25 protein-coding genes are annotated in these 23553 nt (G+C 51.3%); 8 read left to right on the plus strand and 17 right to left on the minus strand.

Annotated elements, in window-relative coordinates:
- Nucleotides 1–26 precede the first annotated feature (26 nt).
- The 3 genes from AC55FS_RS12855 to msrB all read right to left on the minus strand — a co-directional run bounded on the left by AC55FS_RS12855 (nt 27) and on the right by msrB (nt 1540).
- Nucleotides 27–494, minus strand: coding sequence for a MarR family winged helix-turn-helix transcriptional regulator (locus AC55FS_RS12855; RefSeq protein ID WP_496932653.1), 468 nt, complete (start codon nt 492–494; stop codon nt 27–29).
- 10 nt (nt 495–504) lie between these two features.
- A complete protein-coding gene (locus tag AC55FS_RS12860) occupies nt 505–987 on the minus strand; it encodes a glutathione peroxidase (RefSeq protein ID WP_496932654.1) in 483 nt (160 codons plus the stop codon).
- 97 nt (nt 988–1084) lie between these two features.
- Complete coding sequence (gene msrB / locus AC55FS_RS12865; protein ID WP_496932655.1) at nt 1085–1540, minus strand: peptide-methionine (R)-S-oxide reductase MsrB; 456 nt, start codon at nt 1538–1540, stop codon at nt 1085–1087.
- Nucleotides 1541–1627: 87 nt separating this feature from the next.
- Between msrB and AC55FS_RS12870 the strand changes: the two genes are divergently transcribed.
- Both AC55FS_RS12870 and AC55FS_RS12875 read left to right on the plus strand, forming a co-directional pair.
- Nucleotides 1628–2845, plus strand: coding sequence for a pyridoxal phosphate-dependent aminotransferase (locus AC55FS_RS12870; protein WP_496932656.1), 1218 nt, complete (start codon nt 1628–1630; stop codon nt 2843–2845).
- Between the two features lie 10 nt (nt 2846–2855).
- Entirely contained in the window at nt 2856–3260 is a 405-nt protein-coding gene (locus AC55FS_RS12875; protein WP_496932657.1) for a hypothetical protein, read from the plus strand.
- Nucleotides 3261–3265: 5 nt separating this feature from the next.
- Here the strand turns inward: AC55FS_RS12875 and pdxB are convergent, their stop codons facing one another.
- Nucleotides 3266–4408 (minus strand): 4-phosphoerythronate dehydrogenase PdxB, encoded by a 1143-nt coding sequence (gene pdxB, locus AC55FS_RS12880; RefSeq protein ID WP_496932658.1) that lies wholly within the window; start codon nt 4406–4408, stop codon nt 3266–3268.
- Nucleotides 4409–4857: 449 nt separating this feature from the next.
- Between pdxB and acnB the strand changes: the two genes are divergently transcribed.
- Nucleotides 4858–7461: a bifunctional aconitate hydratase 2/2-methylisocitrate dehydratase gene (gene acnB, locus AC55FS_RS12885; protein ID WP_496932659.1), complete on the plus strand. Its 2604-nt coding sequence runs from the start codon at nt 4858–4860 to the stop codon at nt 7459–7461.
- 377 nt (nt 7462–7838) lie between these two features.
- Here the strand turns inward: acnB and AC55FS_RS12890 are convergent, their stop codons facing one another.
- Nucleotides 7839–8564, minus strand: coding sequence for a transglutaminase-like domain-containing protein (locus AC55FS_RS12890; protein ID WP_496932660.1), 726 nt, complete (start codon nt 8562–8564; stop codon nt 7839–7841).
- A gap of 74 nt (nt 8565–8638) precedes the next feature.
- Nucleotides 8639–9331, minus strand: coding sequence for a helix-turn-helix transcriptional regulator (locus AC55FS_RS12895; protein WP_496932661.1), 693 nt, complete (start codon nt 9329–9331; stop codon nt 8639–8641).
- A gap of 110 nt (nt 9332–9441) precedes the next feature.
- On the opposite strand from AC55FS_RS12895, the gene yihG reads away from it, so the two are divergent.
- Entirely contained in the window at nt 9442–10401 is a 960-nt protein-coding gene (yihG, locus tag AC55FS_RS12900) for a 1-acylglycerol-3-phosphate O-acyltransferase, YihG family (RefSeq protein ID WP_496932662.1), read from the plus strand.
- Here yihG and cyoE read toward each other — a convergent pair.
- Genes cyoE through AC55FS_RS12920 form a run of 4 tightly spaced genes read right to left on the minus strand, consistent with a single transcriptional unit; the run spans nt 10339 to nt 13450 of the window.
- Entirely contained in the window at nt 10339–11229 is an 891-nt protein-coding gene (gene cyoE / locus AC55FS_RS12905) for a heme o synthase (protein ID WP_496932663.1), read from the minus strand. The genes yihG and cyoE overlap by 63 nt on opposite strands.
- Nucleotides 11222–12256 carry a COX15/CtaA family protein gene (locus AC55FS_RS12910; protein WP_496932664.1) on the minus strand — a complete coding sequence of 345 codons (1035 nt, stop codon included), beginning with the start codon at nt 12254–12256 and terminating at the stop codon, nt 11222–11224. The genes cyoE and AC55FS_RS12910 overlap by 8 nt, the downstream gene beginning before the upstream one ends.
- A complete protein-coding gene (locus AC55FS_RS12915) occupies nt 12249–12752 on the minus strand; it encodes a hypothetical protein (protein WP_496932665.1) in 504 nt (167 codons plus the stop codon). Before AC55FS_RS12915 ends, AC55FS_RS12910 begins: the two co-directional genes overlap by 8 nt.
- Before the next feature lie 5 nt (nt 12753–12757).
- The gene (locus AC55FS_RS12920; protein ID WP_496932666.1) at nt 12758–13450 is read right to left on the minus strand and encodes an SURF1 family protein; all 693 of its coding nucleotides are present in this window, start codon (nt 13448–13450) and stop codon (nt 12758–12760) included.
- A 39-nt stretch (nt 13451–13489) separates the two neighbouring features.
- Between AC55FS_RS12920 and AC55FS_RS12925 the strand changes: the two genes are divergently transcribed.
- The gene (locus tag AC55FS_RS12925; RefSeq protein ID WP_496932667.1) at nt 13490–13678 is read left to right on the plus strand and encodes a DUF2909 family protein; all 189 of its coding nucleotides are present in this window, start codon (nt 13490–13492) and stop codon (nt 13676–13678) included.
- A 1-nt stretch (nt 13679) separates the two neighbouring features.
- On the opposite strand, the gene AC55FS_RS12930 is transcribed toward AC55FS_RS12925, so the two are convergent.
- The 6 genes from AC55FS_RS12930 to aspS all read right to left on the minus strand — a co-directional run bounded on the left by AC55FS_RS12930 (nt 13680) and on the right by aspS (nt 20734).
- Nucleotides 13680–14537 (minus strand): cytochrome c oxidase subunit 3, encoded by an 858-nt coding sequence (locus AC55FS_RS12930; protein ID WP_496932668.1) that lies wholly within the window; start codon nt 14535–14537, stop codon nt 13680–13682.
- Complete coding sequence (locus AC55FS_RS12935) at nt 14534–15094, minus strand: cytochrome c oxidase assembly protein (protein ID WP_496932669.1); 561 nt, start codon at nt 15092–15094, stop codon at nt 14534–14536. Before AC55FS_RS12935 ends, AC55FS_RS12930 begins: the two co-directional genes overlap by 4 nt.
- A 9-nt stretch (nt 15095–15103) precedes the next feature.
- Nucleotides 15104–16702, minus strand: coding sequence for a cytochrome c oxidase subunit I (gene ctaD / locus AC55FS_RS12940; protein WP_496932670.1), 1599 nt, complete (start codon nt 16700–16702; stop codon nt 15104–15106).
- Between the two features lie 2 nt (nt 16703–16704).
- The gene (gene coxB, locus AC55FS_RS12945) at nt 16705–17871 is read right to left on the minus strand and encodes a cytochrome c oxidase subunit II (RefSeq protein ID WP_496932671.1); all 1167 of its coding nucleotides are present in this window, start codon (nt 17869–17871) and stop codon (nt 16705–16707) included.
- 481 nt (nt 17872–18352) lie between these two features.
- Entirely contained in the window at nt 18353–18823 is a 471-nt protein-coding gene (locus tag AC55FS_RS12950) for a hypothetical protein (RefSeq protein WP_496932672.1), read from the minus strand.
- A 135-nt stretch (nt 18824–18958) separates the two neighbouring features.
- Nucleotides 18959–20734: an aspartate--tRNA ligase gene (gene aspS, locus AC55FS_RS12955; RefSeq protein ID WP_496932673.1), complete on the minus strand. Its 1776-nt coding sequence runs from the start codon at nt 20732–20734 to the stop codon at nt 18959–18961.
- Nucleotides 20735–21023: 289 nt separating this feature from the next.
- Here aspS and AC55FS_RS12960 point away from each other — a divergent pair, with 289 nt between their 5' ends.
- The 3 genes from AC55FS_RS12960 (at nt 21024) to AC55FS_RS12970 (ending at nt 22766) form a co-directional block, all read left to right on the plus strand.
- Nucleotides 21024–21362, plus strand: coding sequence for an HU family DNA-binding protein (locus AC55FS_RS12960; RefSeq protein ID WP_496932674.1), 339 nt, complete (start codon nt 21024–21026; stop codon nt 21360–21362).
- A 76-nt stretch (nt 21363–21438) separates the two neighbouring features.
- On the plus strand, nt 21439–22005 hold the full coding sequence (locus AC55FS_RS12965; protein ID WP_496932675.1) for a uracil-DNA glycosylase family protein: 567 nt from the start codon (nt 21439–21441) through the stop codon (nt 22003–22005).
- Complete coding sequence (locus AC55FS_RS12970; protein WP_496932676.1) at nt 22002–22766, plus strand: SGNH/GDSL hydrolase family protein; 765 nt, start codon at nt 22002–22004, stop codon at nt 22764–22766. The genes AC55FS_RS12965 and AC55FS_RS12970 overlap by 4 nt, the downstream gene beginning before the upstream one ends.
- Here AC55FS_RS12970 and AC55FS_RS12975 read toward each other — a convergent pair.
- Nucleotides 22732–23520: a hydroxyacylglutathione hydrolase gene (locus AC55FS_RS12975; protein WP_496932677.1), complete on the minus strand. Its 789-nt coding sequence runs from the start codon at nt 23518–23520 to the stop codon at nt 22732–22734. The genes AC55FS_RS12970 and AC55FS_RS12975 overlap by 35 nt on opposite strands.
- Nucleotides 23521–23553 lie beyond the last annotated feature (33 nt).

Consider the following 23553-nt stretch of genomic DNA (forward strand, 5'->3'; position numbering starts at 1 on the left):
AGTCGCTCTTCGCCATTGCAACACCACTACTCACTTAGCTTCCCAAGTTCGGACAACTGGTGCTGCCAACGCTGCAGTAACTGGCGTAGCTCGATCAGCTCCTCGCCAGACACCTGCAGCTGACACATCAACTGCTGCGGTATCGATTCAGCCGCTTGGCGAAGTGCTTTTCCTTCGTTGCTGAGATCAACCAACACCCGCCTTTCATCTTGTTGGCTGCGCCGCCTTGTTAGCCACTGGCGCGCCTCCATGCGCTTCAGCAGCGGCGTTACCGTGCCTGTATCCAGCAGTAGCTCACGACATAAATCGTTGACGGCCAACGGTAACCGCGACTCCTGCTGCGCCTGCCACAACACCAGCATGACCAGGTACTGGGGGTAAGTTAAGCCCAGCGGCTTTAACAGCGGCTGGTAAGCCTGAGTCACCTGGCGCGACAGACTGTAAAGTGGAAAGCACACCTGCTGATCGAGGCGCAGCACATCATGGTGGTCCATCTTGCATCCTTCACTCGGCCGATAAGGCGTTTTCTATATCGCGGCTCAGCGCTTCTGGCTTAGTAGTCGGTGCGTAACGTCCAATTACCTGGCCGTCACGTCCGATCAGGAACTTGGTGAAATTCCACTTAATGCCCTCAGTACCCAACACGCCGGGCGCAGCGGCTTTCAAACGCTGATACAAAGGCGCTGCGTTGCCACCATTCACCTCTATTTTGGCAAACATGGGAAAGCTGACACCGTAGTTTTTCTGACAGAAAGCACCGATCTCTGCACTGTCGCCCTTTTCCTGCTGACCGAACTGATTGCAGGGAAAACCCAACACCACGAAGCCGTCGTCTTGGTAGCGCTGCCACAAGGCTTCCAACCCTTCATATTGCGGCGTAAAACCACAGGCACTGGCGGTGTTGACCACCAACACCACCTGACCCTGGTATTGCTCCAGCTCTTGTTGCTCGCCATTTAAGCGATTCATATTGCCCGATAAGATCATGCTCACCTCAGAATATTGCTCACATTAAGATTGTGCGCAACATACTACCCTGAAAGACAACGACTGCAAGGCTTATTCGCCGCTGCAGCCCAATGTTTCATGACTCATCAGGATTGTCTTCAGCGTCAGAAGCGCGCTCTTGTCGGCCACTGGCTGCCGTGCCGGTGGCGACAAAATCGAGAGATGCCGAGTTAATGCAATAGCGCAAGCCATTTTCGGCCGGACCGTCGGTAAATACATGGCCTAAATGGGCATCACATTGATGGCACACCACTTCGGTGCGCACCATAAAGTGACTGGTATCCAGATGCTCATCAACAGCATCTTGTTCTAGTGGCTGGGTAAAACTGGGCCAGCCACAACCAGCATCGTATTTGTTGTGACTTAAAAACAGCGCCGCACCGCAGCAAACGCAATGATAGGTGCCATCTTCGCTAAAATCGTAGTACTGCCCAGTAAACGGGCGCTCCGTCGCGGCTTCACGGGTAATGCGGTAAGTGTGTTCGTCCAGTTGCTCACGCCATTGTTGTGGGGTTTTGGTAATTTTTGCCATGCGATACCCTTGCTCACTTTCGCCTTATCTAAGCTCAGAGTATGATGCTCAGTTCCCTTTCGATTCAACACAGGCGTGCGTAGTTCCATGAAGGAAATCGTTAAATCCAATAAGCTGGCCAACGTTTTTTACGATATTCGTGGACCCGTGCTGCAAGCCGCCAAGCGCATGGAAGAAGAAGGCCACCGCATTCTCAAACTCAACATCGGCAACCCCAAGCCGTTTGGCCTTGATGCACCAGAAGAAATCATCCAGGACGTTATTTACAACCTGCCCGATTCTGAAGGCTATGCCGATTCACGTGGTTTGTTTTCTGCTCGTAAAGCCATCATGCAATACGCCCAGCAGAAAAATATTGCCAACGTCGGCATTGAAGACATTATCGTGGGCAATGGCGTCAGCGAGCTGATTGTGATGAGCATGCAGGGCTTGCTCAACAATGGTGATGAGGTACTGGTACCTGCGCCCGATTATCCTTTGTGGACCGGCGCAGTCAGCCTGGCCGGCGGCCGCGCTGTGCATTACGTATGCGACGAAGGCAGCGACTGGTTTCCTGACCTCGACGACATGCGCCGCAAAATCACCGATAAAACCCGGGCGATGGTGTTGATCAACCCCAATAATCCGACCGGTGCCGTGTACCCACCAGAGATATTAAAAGGCATGCTGGAGATTGCTCGCGAGCATCAGCTGGTGGTGTTTTCCGACGAGATTTACGACAAAATTTTATTTGATGGTGCCGAGCATATATCAACCGCTTCCCTGGCTGATGATTTATTAGTCATTACCTTTAACGGCTTATCAAAGAATTATCGCCTGGCAGGTTTTCGCGCCGGCTGGATGATCATTAGCGGCACCAAACACCTGGCTAAAGATTATCTAGAAGGTTTGGATATGCTGGCCAATATGCGCCTGTGTGCCAACGTGCCCGCCATGCATGCGATTCAAACGGCGCTGGGTGGCTATCAAAGCATTAATGACTTAGTGGCACCAGGCGGTCGTATTTGCCAGCAACGCGACATCGCTTATCAAGCATTAAACGCCATCGACGGCGTTAGCTGTGTGAAGCCGAAAGGCGCTTTGTACTGTTTCCCAAAAGTCGATACGCAGAAATTTAATATGCATAACGACGAGCGCATGGTGCTGGACTTATTGGAGCAGCAAAAAATTCTGATTGTGCATGGCACGGCGTTTAACTGGCCCTACCCAGATCATTTCCGGGTGGTTTTCCTTCCGCGTCCAGAAGATTTATCTGCGGCGATGGAACGCATGCAGCAGTTTTTTGCCGGCTATCGCCAGATCTAACGGAGAGACCATGCTCGACGTTCATATCGACGATTTTTACAAAGACTGCGCCGCCGCTTTATTACTGGGTTTTCGCTGGTTTCCACGCCAGCAAACCCTGTTTATCGAGGATATTTCAGGCCCAGATGATATGGATGAATTTGGCCTGCACTCAGCACGCCACATGGCCGCACTGGGTACGGTTCAATGGCTGCAAGACGAAGGTTTTGTGCGTTTCGGCGCACGCGATGCCTGCCGCTCAGTCGATGATTTTGTATTAACGTCAAAAGCCTTTGCCCGGCTTATGAAAGCCGTCGACCAAGATCCCAGTCAGACCCTGGCCCACGCATTGGAATACGCCCGCTTGCAAGGTGACACCCTAATGTTAGGGCGCCTACTGCAAGCTCACATTTTGTGCCATAACCAGCTGATTTAGCCGCTCTATTTTACTCGCACATCAAAGCCGACCGCTTCCAGCGCTTTGCCCAGATCCTGGCAGCGGGCAGGCACTCCAGCTTTAAGCACCGGAATATCACGACGCAACGGATAGTCCCGTCGCAGTTGATCAAAAGTGGCACGCATATCCTGACTGCGACGCATGGCAGAGCGCATGACGCCATCATCAACACGCACCTCGTAAGCAACACGAATGGCGGTGCGAATGGCTTGATGCACCGGCACCCGATCGGAGAAGTTAATACGTTTAATGCCAGGCTCGGGTAAAAACTGCGCTAATTTGCAGCGTACCGGCAGCCCCAAAAATTCGCTGACGGCATGGTAAATCATTTCCGTACCACGCATTTTTCCATCCAGTGAATAGCCTGCGATGTGCGGCGTTGCGATCATCGCCCGATTCATCAACGCCAAATCCAGGTAAGGCTCGTTTTCCCACACATCCAATACCGCTTCAAAATGCTCGTGCTGCTGCAAATGCTGTAGTAGCGCCTTGCCATCCACCACGTCACCACGACAGGTATTAATCAAGCAGGCGTTGTGCTGCATTTGCTCAAGTTGAGCGGTTGAGATCAAATGTCGAGTTGGGTGCTCTCCGTCTGTGGTCAAGGGTGTGTGCAAGGTCACCACATCGGCCTTGAGCGCCTGCTGCAATGTGACCAGATCCCCCACCTCCTCTGGGTCCTTAAACGGGTCAACGGCCAGCACTGTGACTCCCATGGCCTCCAGTCGCTGGCGCAACAGACCACCCACATTGCCAATACCAACAACCGCCACCGTTAAGTCACTAAACGCCTGACCACGACTGTCGGTCAACACACTCAGACAACTGAGCACATAATCCACCACCGCCTGGGCGTTACAGCCAGGCGAACTGGCAAAACCTATGTTCTGGCGCTGCAAATAGTCCACATCGATATGGTCAGTGCCAATCGTGGCGGTAGCGACAAACTTGACCGGCGTACCGGACAATAACGACTCATCCACCTGGGTAACGGATCGCACCAGCAATACGTCGGTTTGCTGCAAATCATCGCGGCACAACTGGCGGCCAGGGCGGCGCTCTATGCTGCCTAAGTCAGCAAAAAATTCATCAATTAGGGGAATGTTTTCATCAGCCAGTATTCGCACGGCGTAATCTCAGATAATCCATCAGCCGTTATTCTGGCAACAGAGCCCGCCAGTGACAATGACATGAATACTGCGGACAGCAAAATAACACCTTGCAAGGTTGTTTTTGCTGATATTTCACCGTTACAAGGGGCGTGAGATGTCGCATTCACTCAGGAAATAGTGAATATAAGCAGAATGCGAGCAATTAATAACCTATTCCATCAACGCCTTCCTTAACCCAAAAACGCCAATGACCTATACTTGCGCCCGGAAATCCATTTGAGGTTTGTTGCGACATCTGGCGTTCGCAAGTCCTGTCACTACCGCCCTGACGGCGCTGGTGATGTCCCAGGCATGCCAGTTTGATTCGCCGCAACACCCAGTAGGACGTGCAACCATCCGTCGGCCATGCCGGCCACAAGCCGGACCTGGTAGTGCGACAGATATAACGAGACGAGGATATAACCGTGTTAGAAGCTTATCGTGCTCACGTCGCTGAGCGTGCAGAGCAAGGCGTTCCGCCAAAGCCTCTGAATGCTGAGCAAACAGCCGCTTTGGTCGAGCTGTTAAAAACCCCGCCTGCAGGCGAAGAAGAAACCCTGGTTGACCTGCTGGAAAATCGCATCCCGCCAGGCGTGGACGAAGCTGCTTATGTTAAAGCCGGTTTCCTCACCGCAATCGTCAAAGGCGAAGCGGCCTCTCCTTTGGTCTCGAAAGAAAAAGCCGTGCAGCTGCTGGGCATGATGCAAGGTGGCTACAACATCGCTACCTTGGTCGAGCTGCTGGATGACGCCAGCTTGGCCGAGCTGGCCGGCGAGCAACTGAAAAGCACACTGCTGATGTTCGATGCCTTTAACGACGTTAAAGACAAAATGGACGCTGGCAATGCAGTCGCCAAAAACGTGATGGAATCCTGGGCCAACGCCGAGTGGTTCACACGCAAAAACAAAGTCGCCGAAAGCATCAAGATGACCGTGTTCAAGGTCACTGGTGAAACCAACACCGACGATCTGTCTCCAGCTCCAGACGCTTGGTCTCGTCCAGACATTCCTCTGCACGCCCGCGCTGCTTACAAAATGACGCGTGACGGCTTAGAGCCTGAAGAGCACGGCGTCACCGGCCCTATGGCTCAGATCGAAGCGATCAAAGCCAAAGGCCTGCCGGTTGCTTTTGTTGGTGACGTTGTAGGTACCGGCTCGTCACGTAAATCAGCCACCAACTCGGTGTTGTGGTTCTTTGGCGACGATATCCCTGGTGTACCTAACAAGCGTGGCGGCGGTGTGTGTATCGGCGGCAAAGTTGCACCGATTTTCTTCAACACCATGGAAGACGCTGGCGCCTTGGTCTTCGAAGCCCCAGTTGACGACCTCAACATGGGTGATGTGATTGAAATTCGCCCATATGACGGCAAGATTTTGTCTGAATCGGGCGACGTATTGTCTGAATTTGAATTCAAATCCGACGTCATTCTGGATGAAGTTCAAGCCGGTGGCCGTATCCCACTGATCATTGGTCGTGGCCTGACCACCAAAGCACGCGAAGCTCTGGGCCTGGGCGCATCGGATACTTTCCGCTTGCCCGTTGACCCAGAAGCAGGCTCTAAAGGCTTTAGCCTGGCGCAGAAGATGGTCGGCAAGGCATGTGGCCTGGAAGACGGTCAAGGCGTTCGTCCTGGCACCTACTGCGAGCCACAAATGACCACCGTCGGCTCTCAAGACACCACAGGTCCTATGACCCGTGATGAACTGAAAGACCTAGCGTGCTTGGGCTTCCAAGCCGACTTGGTGATGCAATCTTTCTGTCACACCGCAGCTTATCCAAAGCCGGTTGACGTTGAAATGCAGCACACCATGCCAGACTTTATTCAAACCCGTGGCGGTGTTGCACTGCGTCCGGGTGACGGCATCATCCACTCTTGGCTGAACCGCATGCTGCTGCCAGATACCGTGGGTACCGGTGGTGACTCACACACCCGTTTCCCAATGGGTATTTCGTTCCCAGCCGGTTCTGGCCTGGTGGCCTTTGCTGCCGCCACCGGTGTGATGCCACTGGATATGCCGGAATCTGTACTGGTGCGCTTTAAAGGCAAGATGCAGCCTGGCATCACCCTGCGTGACCTAGTGCATGCCATTCCTCTGTACGGCATCAAGCAAGGTCTGTTAACGGTTGAGAAAAAAGGCAAGATCAACGAATTCTCAGGTCGCATCCTGGAAATCGAAGGCCTGGAAAATCTGACCGTTGAGCAAGCGTTTGAGCTATCAGATGCCTCTGCAGAGCGCTCTGCTGCGGGTTGTACCATCAACCTGTCGGAAGAGTCCGTTGCTGAGTACCTGCGCTCTAACATCGTCATGCTGCGCTGGATGATTGCCGAAGGTTATGGCGATCCTCGTACTCTGGAACGTCGTGCACAAGCCATGGAAGCCTGGTTGGCTAACCCAAGCCTGATGCGCGCCGACAAAGACGCTGAGTACGCTCACGTGATCGAAATTGATCTGGCCGACATTAAAGAGCCGATCGTGTGCTGCCCGAACGACCCAGACGATGCCAAATATCTGTCTGAAGTGGCTGGCGACAGTGTTGATGAAGTCTTTATCGGCTCCTGTATGACCAACATCGGTCACTTCCGTGCGGCGGGTAAACTGCTGGCTCAAAACAAAGGCGGTCTGTCGACGCGCTTCTGGATGTCGCCACCGACTAAGATGGACGAAGCTCAGCTGATGGAAGAAGGCTACTTCAACATCTACGGCACCTCAGGCGTTCGCACCGAAATGCCGGGCTGTTCTTTGTGCATGGGTAACCAGGCGCGTGTAGCTCCAAACACCACGGTACTGTCGACCTCAACGCGTAACTTCCCTAACCGTTTGGGTGATGGCGCTAATGTGTACCTGACCTCTGCGGAACTGGCAGCGGTGGGCGGCATCTTGGGTAAATTGCCTACACCTGCAGAATACATGGAGTACGCCAAGAACTTGGATAGCATGTCTGCCGACATCTACAAGTACTTGAACTTCGACAAGATGGACGAGTACACCAAAAAAGCGGCAACGGCTGTGATTGCAACGGATAAATAATTCCTAGCCATTCCACCTAGCCCAATAAAAGGCCCGGCATTTGCCGGGCTTTTTTCTAGGGCCTGTTAACACTATTTAGCTCTTTGCTGCTGGAAGTTAGTTCTTTCTTGAGTAAGGCGTGTGGTTTAACGGGTTAAATCAGCAACGAATAACGCGACTCAGGGAAAAACGGACGCCAGCCCTTCGGGGTATGGCTGAAAACCCCTCAATCTGTGTTGCTCATCCTTCATTTAACTCGTTAAACATCCATCTTCGCGCCTTGATTGCGGGGTTTTCATCTCATAACAGCGTGATCGAAATAGTGTTAACAGGCCCTAAGCTATTCATCCTCGCTTTATTTTGCTCAACGACGATCAATGCCAAGGGCACCGAATTAATCAGAGGCGCCCGAGATCTCGAATACGCCTAACATTGCGATTAAGCACATGACGCAATGCGTAACAATAAAACCAGCGCTTTACACCGGTTAAATTACGATGCTGACGATAAAAATCATCGGGATGGGTAAAAACACCATAATCATCAGCAATGCCTTGGCGTTGTATATAGGTATCTTCTCCTTGCCAGTTGATTTGAGGCTCAGCCAAACAAGTGGTCGCTATGCCATAACCGCTAAATGCCGTGCAGTTTTCACTCTCCCCGCCACCCTGTTTGGCAAAGCGATGCTGAATCTGATTTAGATAGCGCTGGTCGATGATATAACCTTCAAGGTTAATCCAACGCTGTTGATACCAGACTTCTACCCAACTATGCACAATACGCTCTGGCGCCAATGGCATGAGCCAATTAGGAATGGCGCCCTGCTGCAAGCGATTAAAAATCGTAAAGCCATGTAAGCGACAGGGAATACCCAACGCCCTTAATAACGCCATTAACAATGTGCCTTTGGTATTGCACTGGCCATAGCCATCAGCAAGCACCTGACTGGCCTTCAGCTCATCATGGGCGTTGTAGCCAAACAAAATCTCGTCGCGCACAAAATCGTACACTGCACCGATGGCAGCATAACTATCAAGCTGGCGCCAGCCGCGCTGATCGATCAGCGCTTGCAAATCAACCTGTTGGAAATCCAACATATCAGTGTGTATCAGATAATCGTTCATGCTCACCTCCGGTCATATGCCACCAGATTACGAGGCTGAGCAACAACATACTTGAATAAACTGGTGATGGGCCTTTACAAAAACTGCCGTAACGCTTGTCGAATAGTCATGCCAAACTGCTGGCGAAAAGTGCGTGACAGATGTGCACTGTCGGAAAAACCCGCCGCATGAGCAGCATCCGTCGCTGACTGCCCTCGCTGCAAGGCTAATAAGGCGCACTGCAAACGCCGCCATTTTAAATACGGTCGCCAGGGCACTCCCATAGACTGTTTAAAGCGATGCAAAAAATGACTTTCAGACCAGCCCAACTGCTGCGCCACCTGCGCCGCTCGCCATTGTGAAGGTTTAATGCAATCAGCCACCAAACAGCCATCCAACTGTGCTAACAGCTGACTTATGTGAGCATCCATGGCCACCTCGTGGGTTTGGCTTTGCAGTTCAATCCAGCGGCGAAACGCATCGGGAGTTAACGCCGGGTCACAGCCTATTGGAAAGTAACCCTTGCCGGCGCACGCTTGCCTTAGCCAACGACCGACTGCGCTTTGCTGCTCGAGCAATATCACGGCCCCTTGGGTCAGCCTTAAAGCATGCCTCACACCAGGTGCCAGCGCGATAACATAAGAGCCAGTTAACGTCCGATCATCAAGCAGCAACTGCCAATCATGGCCAAGCACCACTTGCCAGCACGTGTGTTGATGGAGATCCGTCTCGGTGATGGGGGCAGCGATAGTGAGCCAGCCTGGATCTATTTGAATTCTATGTTGCATAACAACTCACAATAAATGACCAACAGTTCACTCAAAACAGCGCCTAACAAATTGATCTGGATGCAAAAAACAGTAGTATCCTAAGCAGATTTATTTGGGAACGCTGATTCATGGCAAATAATAGCGCGAGTCCATCCGGCTCAACTTTCACAGGCATTATCAGTGCACTAGCACTGCTGCTGTACACAGTATTTCTAGGGGTATTTCTGTACGCCATGATTGCCGTAAAAATACTGCTGCCGCCATTGCGTCAACGCATCGCCGACCCAGCTATTGTGGCCATCGCCAGTCTATGGATTCAAGGCATTTTGTGGTGGATCAATCATGTTGGCAAAGTACAGTGGGATATCCAGGGGCTGGAGCGCAGCCGAGCCGATGGCTGGTATCTGATTACCGCCAATCACCAAAGCTGGGTCGATATCTTTGCTCTCTATCAGGTCTATCTAGGCAAAGCTCCGCTGCTGAAGTTCTTTATCAAACACGAACTTGGCTATTTGCCCATCGTTGGCCAAGCATGGTGGGCATTGGACTTTCCCTTTATGCGCCGTTACTCCAAGGACTATCTAAAAAAACACCCTGAAAAAGCCGGACAGGATTTGTTAGAAACTCAGCGCGCCTGTGAAAAGTTTTCCCAAACACCCACCAGTGTGATGAATTTTCTAGAAGGCACACGCCTCACAGCGGCCAAGCACCGTCAGCAGCAATCGCCGTATCAGCATCTATTAAAACCCAAAGCCGGTGGGTTGGCCTTTGCCATTCAAGCACTGGGAGAACGCTTTGATGCCCTCACGAATGTCACCATCGCCTACCCTTATGGCACGCCGAGTTTTTGGGATTTAATGTGTGGCCGGGTTGCTTTTATTCGCATGGTGATTGAAGAAATCCCGATTCCACCGCATTTCTGCCATGGCGACTATCAAAATGACTTACAGCTGCGCCAAGAAATGCAGCAATGGACATCGGCTATCTGGAAGAAAAAAGACGCGCTGCTTGCGCGCCTATTAGCCTCAGAGCCGCACAAAGTGATCGAGCAAGAGTGCAGCAAACAGACACAAAAGGTAGCGAATTGAATACCAAAATGCCTGCATCGGCGCATTAACATCGTGTCGATGCCGGTACACTCGCCAGTTAAACCACATCCAACGGGCATTCAGCGGCAACAACAATAACAAATAAAGCCAACCGCTCATGGCGGTAACAAAGGGCAATAAACTGGCTACTAAGGTGAGCCAAGCGTACAGCCACACTTGTAAACGAGTAAACGTATCCCCATGGGTGACCGGCAACATAGGCACACCGGCCTGGCTGTATTCGTCGCGCTTATGTATTGCCAGCACCCAAAAGTGCGCTGGCGTCCAGGCGAAAATAATTAACACCAATAATACCGCACCGCCTTCCAACTGACCGCTAATGGCGGTCCACCCCAGCAGCGGCGGTGCGGCACCAGCCAGGCCACCAATGGTGATATTTTGCGGCGTCGCGTGTTTTAAAAAGGCGGTATAAATCAGCGCATAACCTAGTAAAGAAGCTGCCGTCAGCCAGGCGGTCAGCGAATTTACCGTTACCGCCAATAACAATAAACCCGCTAACGACAACAATGAGGCATAGGTTAATACCTGCACTGCCGTTAACCGTTGCTGAGCAAATGGCCGGCGCGCAGTGCGCGCCATTAATTGATCAAAGCGCTGATCAAGCAAATGATTAAAGGCTGCAGCTCCCATAGACGCCAGCGCAATGCCTAACATGGCCAGCAGCAATAACTGCAGATCCGGTAGCTGTGGTCGCGCCAGCAGTGCTCCTACCAAGGCACACACCAACATAAGCGCCACGACTCGTGGCTTGCCTAGCTCCCAATAATCGCGCCAGCGAAACTTTGCTGCCAGTACCATATCACTCATATTGAACTCCTCCCTTGACCAGCTCAGGATGTGTTTGCATCTGCCATTGACCCGACAAATGCCAAGCCCACCACAGCAATAACAGCAAGGCCACAGCACCAGCGGTATGTGCCAGCGCTACCCACAACGGCATGCCCTGAGTCACTAACATCACACCGAGCAACAACTGTAAGCAGAACGCCGCCAATGCCAACAACAACGGCCGCCTTGCCGCCGACTGCAACTTGGCTGCGCGCCAGCCCGCCAAGACAATCACCAGTCCTAGCAACAGGGCATTTAGCCGGTGCACAAAATGAATGGCGGTACGCGCTTCAGAATGCAGCTGACCATATAAATAATGCGGCCCTATGGTCTGGCTAAGATGAAAGCCTTCCGACATATCCATTGCCGGCCACCATTCGCCATTGCATTGAGGAAAACCAACACAGCCTACGCCGGCATAATTGCTGGATGTCCATCCCCCCAAAGCGATCTGCAACACCAACACAAAACTCAGTAGCGCTAGCCATTGACGCATTTCGCGAGTGCTTTTTACCGTTAAAGCGACACCACGATGCCTACGACAACTCAACACCAAGGCAACCAGTAGTGATAAACAGGTCAGTCCACCTAATAAATGTGCCGTGACCACCTGAGGCCAAAGTTTTAGCGTTACTGTCCAGGCACCAAAGGCCCCTTGCAGCATGACCATCACAAGCAAAGCCGTTGCCCAGCGAAAAGTAGCTCGATGTTCACCGCGTATCCGAAACGCGATGGCAAATAACATCAACGCCATCACACCCAATGCCGATGCTAAATAGCGATGAATCATTTCCATCCATGCCTTAACGGGCTCTAATGGTTGAGCGGCAAAAGCGGCGGCCGTTGTTTCATCCGGCACCACCAGCTTTCCGTAACAGCCAGGCCAGTCTGGGCAACCCAGCCCTGCATCCATCAACCGCGTAGCGACGCCAAATAAAATCACTACCACACTAAAAAAAGCAGCACACACGGCCAAACGCTGAATATTAATTAATGATTTAGTCATCTTGTTGCTCCGGCCAATAATCAGGAGCAGCGGGTGCTCGCTTTAACACATAACGCAGATCGCTCAGTACCTGTTTATCGTCCAATCGTTGAAAGCGCAGCACAATGCGACCATCGGCATCGGCCAGCAATAACGGTGAGTCATCTGCTATTGTACTTTTAGTAATGGTTTCACCTGGTAAGGCACTGCTGGCTTGCGAGTCAAAGCGCCAACGCCAAATGCGTTTGGCATCTTTTCCCAATGCTCGATGTATGCGCCATATACGCTCTGCCGGGCAGCTTGAACGCTGGCAATTAATCAGTAAATAAAAGTCTGCATCGGGCTGGTAGTAATCCGGCAACCAATCAGACAATAGCGGCACATCGGGCTGCACCTCAGCACTAACACCGACCCCGTCAGGAATCCCTAGCTGCCAGTGCCACATGGCCCAAGCCACTGGCACTGGTGCCGACAGCAATAGCAATAAGCCCAATAACTTCCATTGCGACAACGACATATGATTTACCTCCATGGATCTGCCAATACGGCCATGCAAACAGCAGCCAACGCCAGTAACAACCATTGCAAGGCATAACCCAAATGGCGTTGCGGCGGCATACGTTCAAATGGTGCCCACCAGGCTGGCCAGGCGCCATTGCTCTGGTGCACCACTCCCGTGGCCAGGGACTCTGAAATACCAAGGCGCTGCTGCCAGTCTTGCAACTGCAACGCCTGCAAGCGATTGCCCTCCTGCAAGGCGCCGAGCACAAAAGGGGACGAAATAAGGGACTGAAAACGACCTTCGATCATCGCCTCTGCATTAACCGGCTCAGGCAATGCCAGCGCTTTGCGACTGCCTTGGGTGGCCACAAAACCGCGATCAACCAAATAAACACGACCATCAGCACCTTGCAGCGGAGTAATTAAAGACACACCCACCTGGCCCTGATACTGTCGATTATCCAGCCAAAACCTGTGCTCAGATAACCAGCGACCATGAATCATCACCTGCTGGCCTGGTTGCGGCCAGCGACTGCTCGATGCTTCATTCCACACAGCCTTTGGGGCCAATAACTGTTGTTTTTGCTCTGCCCGGCTCCATTGCCAATGCGATAAGCTCACACCAACAGTGACCAATAGTAGCCAGAATGACCACCAAATAAGACGTAATGGCGGCCAATGAGATGCTCGACTTGACCTCACAATCACTGCCATGCGCTACTCTCACACAGACCACAGGACGTTAGGTTATTTATGTTAAAAATTCTGATCGCCATTCTTTTTATTATCATGCTGCTCAGTTTACTGGCTGGCGTTGGCTTTTTACTCAAAGACGGTAGCGGGTCAAAACGCTTGCTCACATCGTTAAAACTGCGCATTTTTTGCGCCGTGGGTTTAATGTGCGCCCTGGTGTATGGCTTTGCCAGTGGCGCACTGGGCTAAATCAGAACACGTATACGAATAAAAACAGCCCTATCCACACCACATCAACAAAGTGCCAGTACCAGGCAGCGGCCTCGAAACCAAAATGTTGATCGGCAGAAAAATGGCCGTTCATCAGTCGCAGCCAGATACTGGCCAGTATCAAGGCACCCAGTGTCACGTGCATACCATGAAAACCGGTAAGTAGGAAAAAGGTGCTGCCGTAAATGCCGGCTTGCAGCGTCAAGCCCAGCTGTTCATAGGCCTCAACATATTCAATGCCTTGCACCACCAAAAAGGCCGCTCCCAACAGCAAGGTGACCGCCAACCAATTAATGCATGCAAATCTATGATTAGCCTTGAGCGCATGATGAGCAAAGGTCAGCGTAACACTGGAAGTCACCAACAAAATGGTATTCACCAGCGGTAAATGCCAAGGGTCGATAATCCCCTCTGGCCCCGCCACTTCGGCTGACGGTGGCGACATGAGCGGCCAACTGGCGGTAAAGTCAGGCCACAGCAAAGCGGTAATACCCTTGGCACCTTCACCATCCAACCAGGGAATGGCAAAGGTGCGCACATAAAATAACGCACCAAAGAACGCCGAGAAAAACATCACCTCGGAGAAAATAAACCAGCCCATACCTTGTCGAAATGAGCGGTCCATTTGCGCATCGTACAAACCCGCTCTCGATTCATACACCACATCAGCAAACCAGTGATAAATCACCCACAAGATACCAATCAGGCCAAACACCAGCAGCATGCCACCACGGCCAAATGCCAGCTCATTTCCAGCACCAAGGGCAATTAATAAAATTGCTGCCACGGCGGCAATAGGCCAACGACTGGACGCCGGCACATAATAGGAACCACTCATAACGAATCCTCCTGGGTGAGATTCACCGATTCAACGGGGTAAACCGTATAAGATAAGGTGATATCAGCCACATGCTCAGGCAACCCTGCACCGATCATGTACATCAGCCCCACCTCTTTTTTTTCGCCTGCTTTCAACACCATTTCCTGAAAGCAAAAACATTCGATTTTTAACACATGGGGGCTGGCTTCTGCCGGACTGATACTGGGTACCGTGCGGATCAGCAGATCCTTATTGCCCTCATTATGGAAGGTAAAATGAGTTTGATTGCGGCCGTTAAAAATTGGCGACTGACGACCGCTTTCTGCCTCGAACGATATCGGCAGCCCAGTGCCCACACGGGTCACAAACTGCATTTCCAATGTACGATGGGTGGACAGCAATGAGCTGTCCCGTATTTGCTCTAGAGACATTTGCCTGGCCTTGCCATTTAAGCCGGTCACTTCGCAAAAGACATCGTACAAGGGCACCAGCGCCATGGTGAACAACACCATGGCCAGCAATAGTCCGGACAACTGCCACAGTGTTTTTTTAACTGCCTGCTGCTGGCTCGTCATATTTACATCTCAAGCCCGGCTAGGCGAGTCACGCTCAGGCACAAACGGCGGTGGCTCAGAGAAGGTATGCAAAGGCGCCGGACTGGGCACCGTCCATTCCAAGCCTTCAGCGCCTTCCCAAGGTTTGGCCGGCGCAGGCTTACCACCACGGATGCACTGATACACCACGACCATCAGCAAGATTTGCGATAAGCCGAACAGGAAAGCACCAAACGAAGACAACATATTAAAGTCGGCAAACTGCAGTGCGTAATCTGGAATCCGCCGCGGCATGCCCGCCAAGCCAGAAAAGTGCATGGGGAAGAAGGTTAAATTGACACCGATTACCGATAACCAAAAATGCAGTTTCCCCAAACTTTCGCTGGGGTAATAGCCCGTCCATTTCGGCAGCCAATAATAAACACCACCTATGATGGCAAAAATGGCTCCAGGCACCAGCACATAATGGAAGTGAGCAACCACAAAATAGGTATCGTGGTACTGATAATCAGCCGGTACGATGGCCAACATCACACCCGAAAGCCCCCCTATGGTGAACTGCACAATAAAGGCTAATGCAAATAACATAGGCACTTCAAAGCTGATCGAGCCACGGAACAAGGTCGCGATCCAGTTAAACACCTTCACCCCAGTCGGCACAGCAATCAGCATGGTCATATACATAAAGAACAGTTGGGCTTCTAAAGGTAGCCCGACGGTAAACATATGGTGTGCCCACACCACAAACGACAGGATGGCAATAGAAGCCGTGGCATACACCATGGATTTATAACCAAACAGTCGCTTACGTGAAAACGTCGGCACAATCAAAGAGACAATGCCAAAGGCTGGCAAAATCATGATGTACACTTCGGGATGACCAAAGAACCAGAATAAATGCTGGAACAATACCGGATCACCACCACCCGCTGCATTAAAGAAGCTGGTACCAAAGTTAATATCTAACAGCATCATAGTAACCACACCGGCCAACACAGGCATGACCGCTATCAGTAAGAAGGCCGTAATCAACCAAGTCCAGACAAACAGCGACATATCCATTAAGCGCATACCGGGTGTGCGCAAATTCAGGATGGTGGCAATAATATTAACCGCACCCAAAATGGAGCTAATACCGGCGATATGAATCGACAGAATAAAGAAGCTGGTTGATGCCGGCGCATAGGTCGTCGATAAAGGCGCATAAAAGGTCCAGCCAAAGTTAGGCCCACCGCCTTCCATCAACAAGGTTGCCAACAACAAGCTAAAACCGATGGGCAACAGCCAAAAGCTAAAGTTATTAAGCCTTGGCAGGGCCATATCTGGCGCGCCGATTTGCAGCGGAATCATCCAGTTTGCCAAACCAACAAAAGCTGGCATCACCGCACCAAAAACCATAATCAGACCGTGCATAGTGGTCATTTGGTTAAAAAATTCTGGATTGACTAGCTGCAACCCAGGCTGAAACAATTCGGCCCGAATCACTAACGCCATAACCCCGCCCACCAGCAACATGGATAACGAGAAAAATAAATACAAGGTACCTATTTCTTTGTGGTTAGTTGTCAACAGCCAACGCAGTGGTCCACTCACTTCTGGAGCATGAGTGTGTTCCGTGTCCAGTTGCATACTCATTCCTCCCCTGAACGGATTTGATTAATCGTGTCTGGCTGAACAGTATCGCCACTGTCATTGCCCCAGGCATTGCGCTCATAAGTTACCACTGCGGCAATATCCGCTGCCGACAAGGTCTCAGCAAAACCAGGCATAGCGGTACCCGATTTTCCGTACAGTACTCGCTCGATATGACCTTGCAGACCACTGGCGTTTTTCATATTGGGATTCCCTGCCAATGCTGGGAAAGCAGGCGGTAGGCCTTGGCCGCCAGGTTGATGGCAAGCTGAGCAGTAGGTGGTGTAAACGGCTTCACCTTTTTCCATCAGCTCATCCATGCTCCATAGCTTGGCTTCTTTGGCTTTTTCGGCCAGCGCAATTTCACGTTTTTCTGCCAAAAACTGCTGAAACTCTTGCTCGCTAACGGCTTTGACCTCTATCGGCATAAAGCCGTGATTGCGACCGCACAGCTCCGCACATTGGCCACGATAGGTACCCGGCTGCTCAATACGAGTCCAGCTTTCGTTAATAAAACCAGGCACGGCATCTTTTTTAACCGCCAGCTCCGGCACCCACCAGGCATGAATCACATCATTGGAGGTTAGCAAGAAGCGTACTTTGGTATTAATTGGCAGCACCAGGGGCTCATCCACCTCTAACAGATAGGTATCGGTTTTTTGCTGCTGACCCTCTATTTGATCGAGCGGTGTCGACAAATTAGAAAAATACGCCACGTCTTCATTTAAAAATTCGTAGCGCCAACGCCACTGATAACCCGTCACCAAAACATCGACCTGGGCGTCGCTGGGATCGTAGATTTTTTTCAAGGTAGCCGTGGCAGGCACCGCCATAACCACCAATATCACCACAGGAACCGCCGTCCACAGCAGTTCAATGGCGGTACTTTCGTGAAAATGAGCGGCTTGTTTATTCTGGCTGCGGCGATATCGAATCAACGACCAGAACATAACCCCAAACACCACCACGGCGATCGCCACGCAAATGGCGAAGATAATCATATGCAGTGAGTGCACCTCACGGCTGATTTCCGTTACCCCAGTGGGCATATTCCAACGAGAACCGTAATCCACACCTTCTTTGGTGCCAGTGGCCCAAGCTGCGGACGACCCCAATCCTAGCGGCCACAGCATCACAGCAGTAGCAAGCCATTCACGACAACGCATATTCACCCCCTGCAAGCAGGCATTCCATGCGTGCGGCTACATCACTGCTGAATGCGCACCTCTGCGGATGCTTCAAACAACAGAACCAGCACGGTTATTGTGTTTGTTATATCTGACAGTTAAGACCAGTCTGGGCTATGGACTCAACCCAGCGCGTTTAAATCGCCATAGAACAAAAACAGATTAAAAGTGGCGAGAGATACAACAGGATGGAATTTTAGGTGTTAGCTAAGTTCGCCGGTTTTCCGATAAACCTATAAAAAACAAAGGCCTAGAATGTAATGTCAAAATAGCCTCTGCTATAAAGGATTCTGCTAAACAAACGTTCTATAAATACTTTGAGAAATAACGAGAGAATTGAAAATAATAAAAAGCTCTTAGCGAGATATGCCATCCCTATTCATCTTTCAATGACTTCACTCAAACGGAAAACCAGGACGGTAAGTTGTTATGCCAAAAGATCATTCCAACCACGAAATCCTCAGATACTTAAAACCGATCCATCCGGATTCATAGCAAGGATGGAATGTTCTCCGTTAAAAACTAGATTCACTTGCCCACCGTACACATCATCTACCGCTAAGTGCATCGACCCTTCAATCTCAAGCACCTCAACGTCCCCAATAGCGCGATTAACCCTATCAAGCTCAATAAAGTTAGCAGTGCTTACTTCATCAAGCTGGTTAATTTTTATAAATAGAAACGGCCAGTCATCAACATGGGAGCTACCTTTAGTAACCTCATCTGGAAGCCACACCGAATCCCATTGAAAAGCTAGCGTCGCCGATTTATCAAATGCGACATGATGGAACAAACCGACCCAATAAGAATCATGAAGCGTGTACTTACTTAAAAAACCGTTGAGGTCATATGACGACTTATTTCCCCAAGGAAGGTCGTCCTCCACAAGCTTCTGATACAGCCACAACGGATAAAACTGATCCTCATTCATCCTACACTCCCCTTGCTCAGAACAACGTCAAGTAATCTTTCTCCCCACAGCCTTTCACAAGGTGTAATAAAGAAGCAATTCCCACAAAAAACGGGAGCCTAAGCTCCCGTTTTTATTAGCCTATTTGGCCTAGCCTTATGACTCGGCTTTCGGCTTTTCACGCAGTTTGATATGCAACTCACGCAATTGGGCATTGCCTACCTGGCCTGGCGCTTCAGTCATCACACAGGCCGCCGACTGAGTTTTCGGGAAGGCAATGACTTCACGAATCGAGTTAGCGCCAGTCAGCAACATCACCAGACGGTCTAAGCCAAAGGCCAATCCACCGTGAACAGGAGCGCCGTATTTCAGGGCATCGAGCAGGAAGCCGAACTTCTCTTGCTGCTCTTCCTCGCTGATACCGAGGACGTCAAATACCGTTTCTTGCATTGACTGCTCGTGAATACGAATCGAACCACCGCCCAGCTCACAGCCGTTCAGTACCATATCGTAGGCACGTGACAGCGCTGTGGTTGGCTCGGCTTTCAGCTCCTCTGGTAAGCAGCTTGGTGCCGTAAATGGGTGGTGAATGGCAGTAATGCCACCGTCTTTGGTCTCTTCAAACATTGGGAAGTCGACCACCCACAGAGGCGCCCAGTCGCAGGTGTACAGATTCAGATCTTCACCTAGCTTGCAACGCAGCGCGCCCAGCGCTTCGTTCACAATCACTTCTTTATCGGCACCAAAGAAGATGATGTCGCCGTTTTCTGCACCCAGCTTGTTCATGATGCTCATGGTGTTGTCATCACCAATGAACTTAATGATTGGCGATTGCAGACCTTCAACGCCTTTTTCAATCTCGTTGACCTTAATCCAGGCCAAACCTTTGGCGCCGTAAATGCCCACAAACTTGGTGTAGTCATCGATTTGCTTACGGCTGATTTCAGCACCACCAGGTACGCGCAGCGCAGCGACGCGACCTTTTGGATCTTTGGCAGGGCCGGCAAACACTTTAAATTCGATGTCTTGCAGGAACTCAGCCACATCCACTAACTGCAGCGGAATACGCAAATCAGGCTTATCTGAGCCGTATTTTTGCATCGCTTCCGAGTACGGCATGCGTGGGAATTCACCCAACTGTACATTCAGTTCTTTTTCGAAGATTTCGCTGATCATGCCCTGGGTCAGTGCCATGATTTGCTCTTCATCGATAAACGACGCTTCGATATCGATTTGGGTAAATTCAGGCTGACGGTCGGCGCGCAGGTCTTCGTCACGGAAGCACTTAGCGATCTGATAATAACGGTCAAAACCAGACACCATCAGCAGCTGCTTAAACAGCTGTGGTGATTGCGGCAGCGCAAAAAACGAGCCTTCGTGAGTACGGCTTGGCACCAGGTAATCACGTGCACCTTCCGGCGTGGCACGGGTCAGAATCGGCGTTTCGATGTCCAAAAAGCCGTTGTCTTCCAGATAACGACGCACATGGGAGGTCACTTTTGAGCGGAAACGCAGCTTTTCTTGCATCTCCGGACGACGCATATCCATGTAGCGATATTTCAGACGAATCTCTTCGCCCACGTCGGTGTAACCGTCCAGAGGGAAAGGCGGGGTGGCCGCTTTGTTAATGACATTAATCTCTTTACCCAGCACTTCGATCTTGCCGGTTTTCATATTGTCATTAGTGGTGCCTTCCGGGCGACCACGCACACGACCGGTAATCTGAATCACAAATTCAGAGCGCACGCTATCGGCGGTATTAAAGGCATCGACCGTATCTGGGTCGAATACCACCTGAACCAGACCTTCGCGATCGCGAACGTCGAGGAAAATAACGCCACCGTGGTCACGGCGACGATGAACCCAGCCACAGAATGTGACGGTTTGGTCAATCAAGGTTTCGTTGATATCACCACAATAGTGCGTGCGCATGGTTGGTCCCGCATCCCTATAAAAGCTGTGAGTTATGCCTTGTCGGTGGCCATAAGTGGCTGAAAACCCGTGCAAACAGCAGGTCGACCGACAAAAGCCCAGCATTATAGCGGAAGAAAGGCAATTCCTGACAGCCCAATTGCACATCTGAACGATCAATCGCAACGACTTTGACTATTCCTTATCATCTGTACGCAATCAGGGCTTGCTCTCAACCTCGAGTTTGGCTAAAAACTATCTGACCCAAGGCAAAACCGCCGTTTACTTCCCGAATAATAAGGATGTACCCATGACTACTCGCAAAGTCACTGCTGTGCGCGAAAAGTTTACCAAGACACAACTACTGAACGAGATTGCCGATAATACCGGCCTGACCCGCAAAGAAGTGGCTGCAGTACTCGACGAGCTGGGCTTAGTCATCGAACGTCACGTTAAAAAACGTGCCGTTGGTGAATTCACCCTGCCAGGCTTGTTGAAAATCAAAACCGTTAAAAAGCCCGCTCAAAAAGCCCGCAAAGGTGTGCCAAATCCTTTCCGCCCAGGCGAAACGATGGATGTGGCAGCCAAACCTGCATCAACCAAGGTTAAAGTGACACCGCTGAAAAAACTCAAAGACATGGCGATGTAAGCCAGACTGCGCTGGCCCAGCCAGCGCATTTTTTGCTTATTTCTGCGCCCCGCCCTCTACTCGTTTTTCTAGCGACATGAACCCGCCATTAGCAACCCTGTTGCATGACGTTCGCCAATGCACCCTATGCAAAGATCACCTTGAACCCAGACCTGTGGTCGTGGCTGCCGCTGAAGCGCGCATTTTAATTATTGGCCAGGCACCGGGCAGAAAAGTTCATGAATCAGGCATTCCATGGAACGATGCCAGCGGTCAGCGATTGCGTCAGTGGCTAGACGTCGATGAAAAAACCTTTTACGACCCAACACGATTTGCCATTGTTCCGATGGGCTTTTGTTATCCCGGCAAAGGCAAACAAGGCGATTTGCCGCCCAAACCCGAGTGTGCAGCGACCTGGCATCAGGCAATTTTGCAACACTTGCCCAATATTCAACTGACCCTGCTGATTGGCCAGTATGCCCAGCGCTATTACCTGAACGACTCCCACAAGACGCTAACCGCACGTTTGCAAGCGCTGCACAGCCAAGCGGTATTACCGTCGATTGTGCCATTGCCTCACCCTTCACCACGCAATCAATTGTGGTTAAAGCGCCATCCCTGGTTTGAAAAAGAGCTGATACCGAGAATAAGGACACTGCTATGACCGCATTGTGGCTTCGTCTCAGCCAGCTGCTGATGCTGCCGTTATTGCCACTGATTCTCTGGCAAGGAAAACGTACACGCAAACTGACGCCGCGCTTAGCCGCCGCGGGCGGTAATTGCCAAGGTCAAAGCGGCACTGGCGAACCCCTGAGGCTACTGCACATTGGTGAAAGCACCGTCGCCGGCGTTGGTATCGATGACATAGAACAAGGGCTAACGGCGCAACTGTCGCGCCAGCTAGATAAAGACTATTGCGTGCAATGGCAGACCCTGTCAGCCAATGGCCTGACTGCGAAGCAACTATTGCAACATCTTCCCGCCGGTCAAATCCGCTGCGATGTATTGATCATCACCCTAGGCGTCAACGACACCACCGAACTGACACGCCGCCGTCACTGGCGCCAGCATTTAAAACAACTGTCGCAAGCCATTGATTGCCACACCGTGCTGGTCACCCAGGTGCCGCCGATGCAGAGGTTTCCGGCATTACCACGACCATTAAACTGGTTTTTAGGCGTTAGAGCCTGGCAGCTCGATCAGGTGTTACAACAGTTAAGTCAGCAACAAGGCTGGCTGTATCAATCGTTTGAAATGGCCCTAGAGCCAAAATGGATGGCAACGGATGGCTATCATCCCAACGCCGATGGCTATCGGCTGTGGGCACGTTCTTTAGCCTCCACCCTATCGAGTCGCCTGCCAACGCCTGCCCCAAAAAGTGAAGAGACAGCTACCAGTGATCACGAAGGTGGCGTAACGCTTTAAACACATCTCGATCACTGTCGCCTAAATCAGGAAAGCGCTCGCGCAGTCGCTGGCGCATGGCATCAGCATGCAAACGTAAAAACGGGTTGTACTCACGTTCCTGGCCTAAGGTCATCACCGGCATATCGTCTTCACCAACTGCCGCCAGCTGATCTTGCCAATACGCCGCCATGGCATTTCCTGGCTCGCGATCCAGCGCAAAACCCAGATTGTTTTTTATGTAATCATGACCGGGATAAAGCAAGGTTTCATCTGGCAGAGGCATCAGTTGAGCCACAAAACTGTCGTACAGATCGTCAACATTGCCGCCATTTTTACAGTTGCCAGCACAGGCGTTGAATAAGGTGTCGCCAGAAAACAGCAGCGGTACCTCATCGTATTCACTGGCCGGCGCCAATAAACACACATGCACCGGCGTATGACCCGGCGTATGCAATGCCTGCAGGCGCATACTGCCTAACTCGATCCAATCACCGGCCTTAATGCCATGGGCCTGATTCGAAATGCGGGCGTTTTCATGGGCCCAAATGGGCGCCCCGGTCGCTGCCTGCACCGCAGGGTTGCCTTCAATATGATCATGATGCTCATGGGTGTTGATGATGAGCTTGATCGTCAGCCCATGCTGCTGGGCCAACGCCACCATGGCTTCTCCGTCCAACGGGTCGAGGGCAATGGCTTGCTGACTGTGCTCACAGGCCAGCAAATAGTTAAAGTTGCGCAGTGCATTGTGCATATAACGACGCAAAACCCGCATATCACCCCCTTCAATTTGACCCGTTGCTAAACG

This window comes from Bacterioplanes sp. CLAM21, assembly GCF_059641015.1.

Bases quoted from the DNA above. Each gene is read 5' to 3' on its own strand.
- AC55FS_RS12855 (WP_496932653.1), bottom strand. From the start codon at position 494: ATGGACCACCATGATGTGCTGCGCCTCGATCAGCAGGTGTGCTTTCCA.
- AC55FS_RS12860 (WP_496932654.1), bottom strand. From the start codon at position 987: ATGATCTTATCGGGCAATATGAATCGCTTAAATGGCGAGCAACAAGAG.
- msrB (WP_496932655.1), bottom strand. From the start codon at position 1,540: ATGGCAAAAATTACCAAAACCCCACAACAATGGCGTGAGCAACTGGAC.
- AC55FS_RS12870 (WP_496932656.1), top strand. From the start codon at position 1,628: ATGAAGGAAATCGTTAAATCCAATAAGCTGGCCAACGTTTTTTACGAT.
- AC55FS_RS12875 (WP_496932657.1), top strand. From the start codon at position 2,856: ATGCTCGACGTTCATATCGACGATTTTTACAAAGACTGCGCCGCCGCT.
- AC55FS_RS12890 (WP_496932660.1), bottom strand. From the start codon at position 8,564: ATGAACGATTATCTGATACACACTGATATGTTGGATTTCCAACAGGTT.
- AC55FS_RS12895 (WP_496932661.1), bottom strand. From the start codon at position 9,331: ATGCAACATAGAATTCAAATAGATCCAGGCTGGCTCACTATCGCTGCC.
- yihG (WP_496932662.1), top strand. From the start codon at position 9,442: ATGGCAAATAATAGCGCGAGTCCATCCGGCTCAACTTTCACAGGCATT.
- cyoE (WP_496932663.1), bottom strand. From the start codon at position 11,229: ATGAGTGATATGGTACTGGCAGCAAAGTTTCGCTGGCGCGATTATTGG.
- AC55FS_RS12910 (WP_496932664.1), bottom strand. From the start codon at position 12,256: ATGACTAAATCATTAATTAATATTCAGCGTTTGGCCGTGTGTGCTGCT.
- AC55FS_RS12915 (WP_496932665.1), bottom strand. From the start codon at position 12,752: ATGTCGTTGTCGCAATGGAAGTTATTGGGCTTATTGCTATTGCTGTCG.
- AC55FS_RS12920 (WP_496932666.1), bottom strand. From the start codon at position 13,450: ATGGCAGTGATTGTGAGGTCAAGTCGAGCATCTCATTGGCCGCCATTA.
- AC55FS_RS12925 (WP_496932667.1), top strand. From the start codon at position 13,490: ATGTTAAAAATTCTGATCGCCATTCTTTTTATTATCATGCTGCTCAGT.
- AC55FS_RS12930 (WP_496932668.1), bottom strand. From the start codon at position 14,537: ATGAGTGGTTCCTATTATGTGCCGGCGTCCAGTCGTTGGCCTATTGCC.
- AC55FS_RS12935 (WP_496932669.1), bottom strand. From the start codon at position 15,094: ATGACGAGCCAGCAGCAGGCAGTTAAAAAAACACTGTGGCAGTTGTCC.
- ctaD (WP_496932670.1), bottom strand. From the start codon at position 16,702: ATGCAACTGGACACGGAACACACTCATGCTCCAGAAGTGAGTGGACCA.
- coxB (WP_496932671.1), bottom strand. From the start codon at position 17,871: ATGCGTTGTCGTGAATGGCTTGCTACTGCTGTGATGCTGTGGCCGCTA.
- AC55FS_RS12950 (WP_496932672.1), bottom strand. From the start codon at position 18,823: ATGAATGAGGATCAGTTTTATCCGTTGTGGCTGTATCAGAAGCTTGTG.
- aspS (WP_496932673.1), bottom strand. From the start codon at position 20,734: ATGCGCACGCACTATTGTGGTGATATCAACGAAACCTTGATTGACCAA.
- AC55FS_RS12960 (WP_496932674.1), top strand. From the start codon at position 21,024: ATGACTACTCGCAAAGTCACTGCTGTGCGCGAAAAGTTTACCAAGACA.
- AC55FS_RS12965 (WP_496932675.1), top strand. From the start codon at position 21,439: ATGAACCCGCCATTAGCAACCCTGTTGCATGACGTTCGCCAATGCACC.
- AC55FS_RS12970 (WP_496932676.1), top strand. From the start codon at position 22,002: ATGACCGCATTGTGGCTTCGTCTCAGCCAGCTGCTGATGCTGCCGTTA.
- AC55FS_RS12975 (WP_496932677.1), bottom strand. From the start codon at position 23,520: ATGCGGGTTTTGCGTCGTTATATGCACAATGCACTGCGCAACTTTAAC.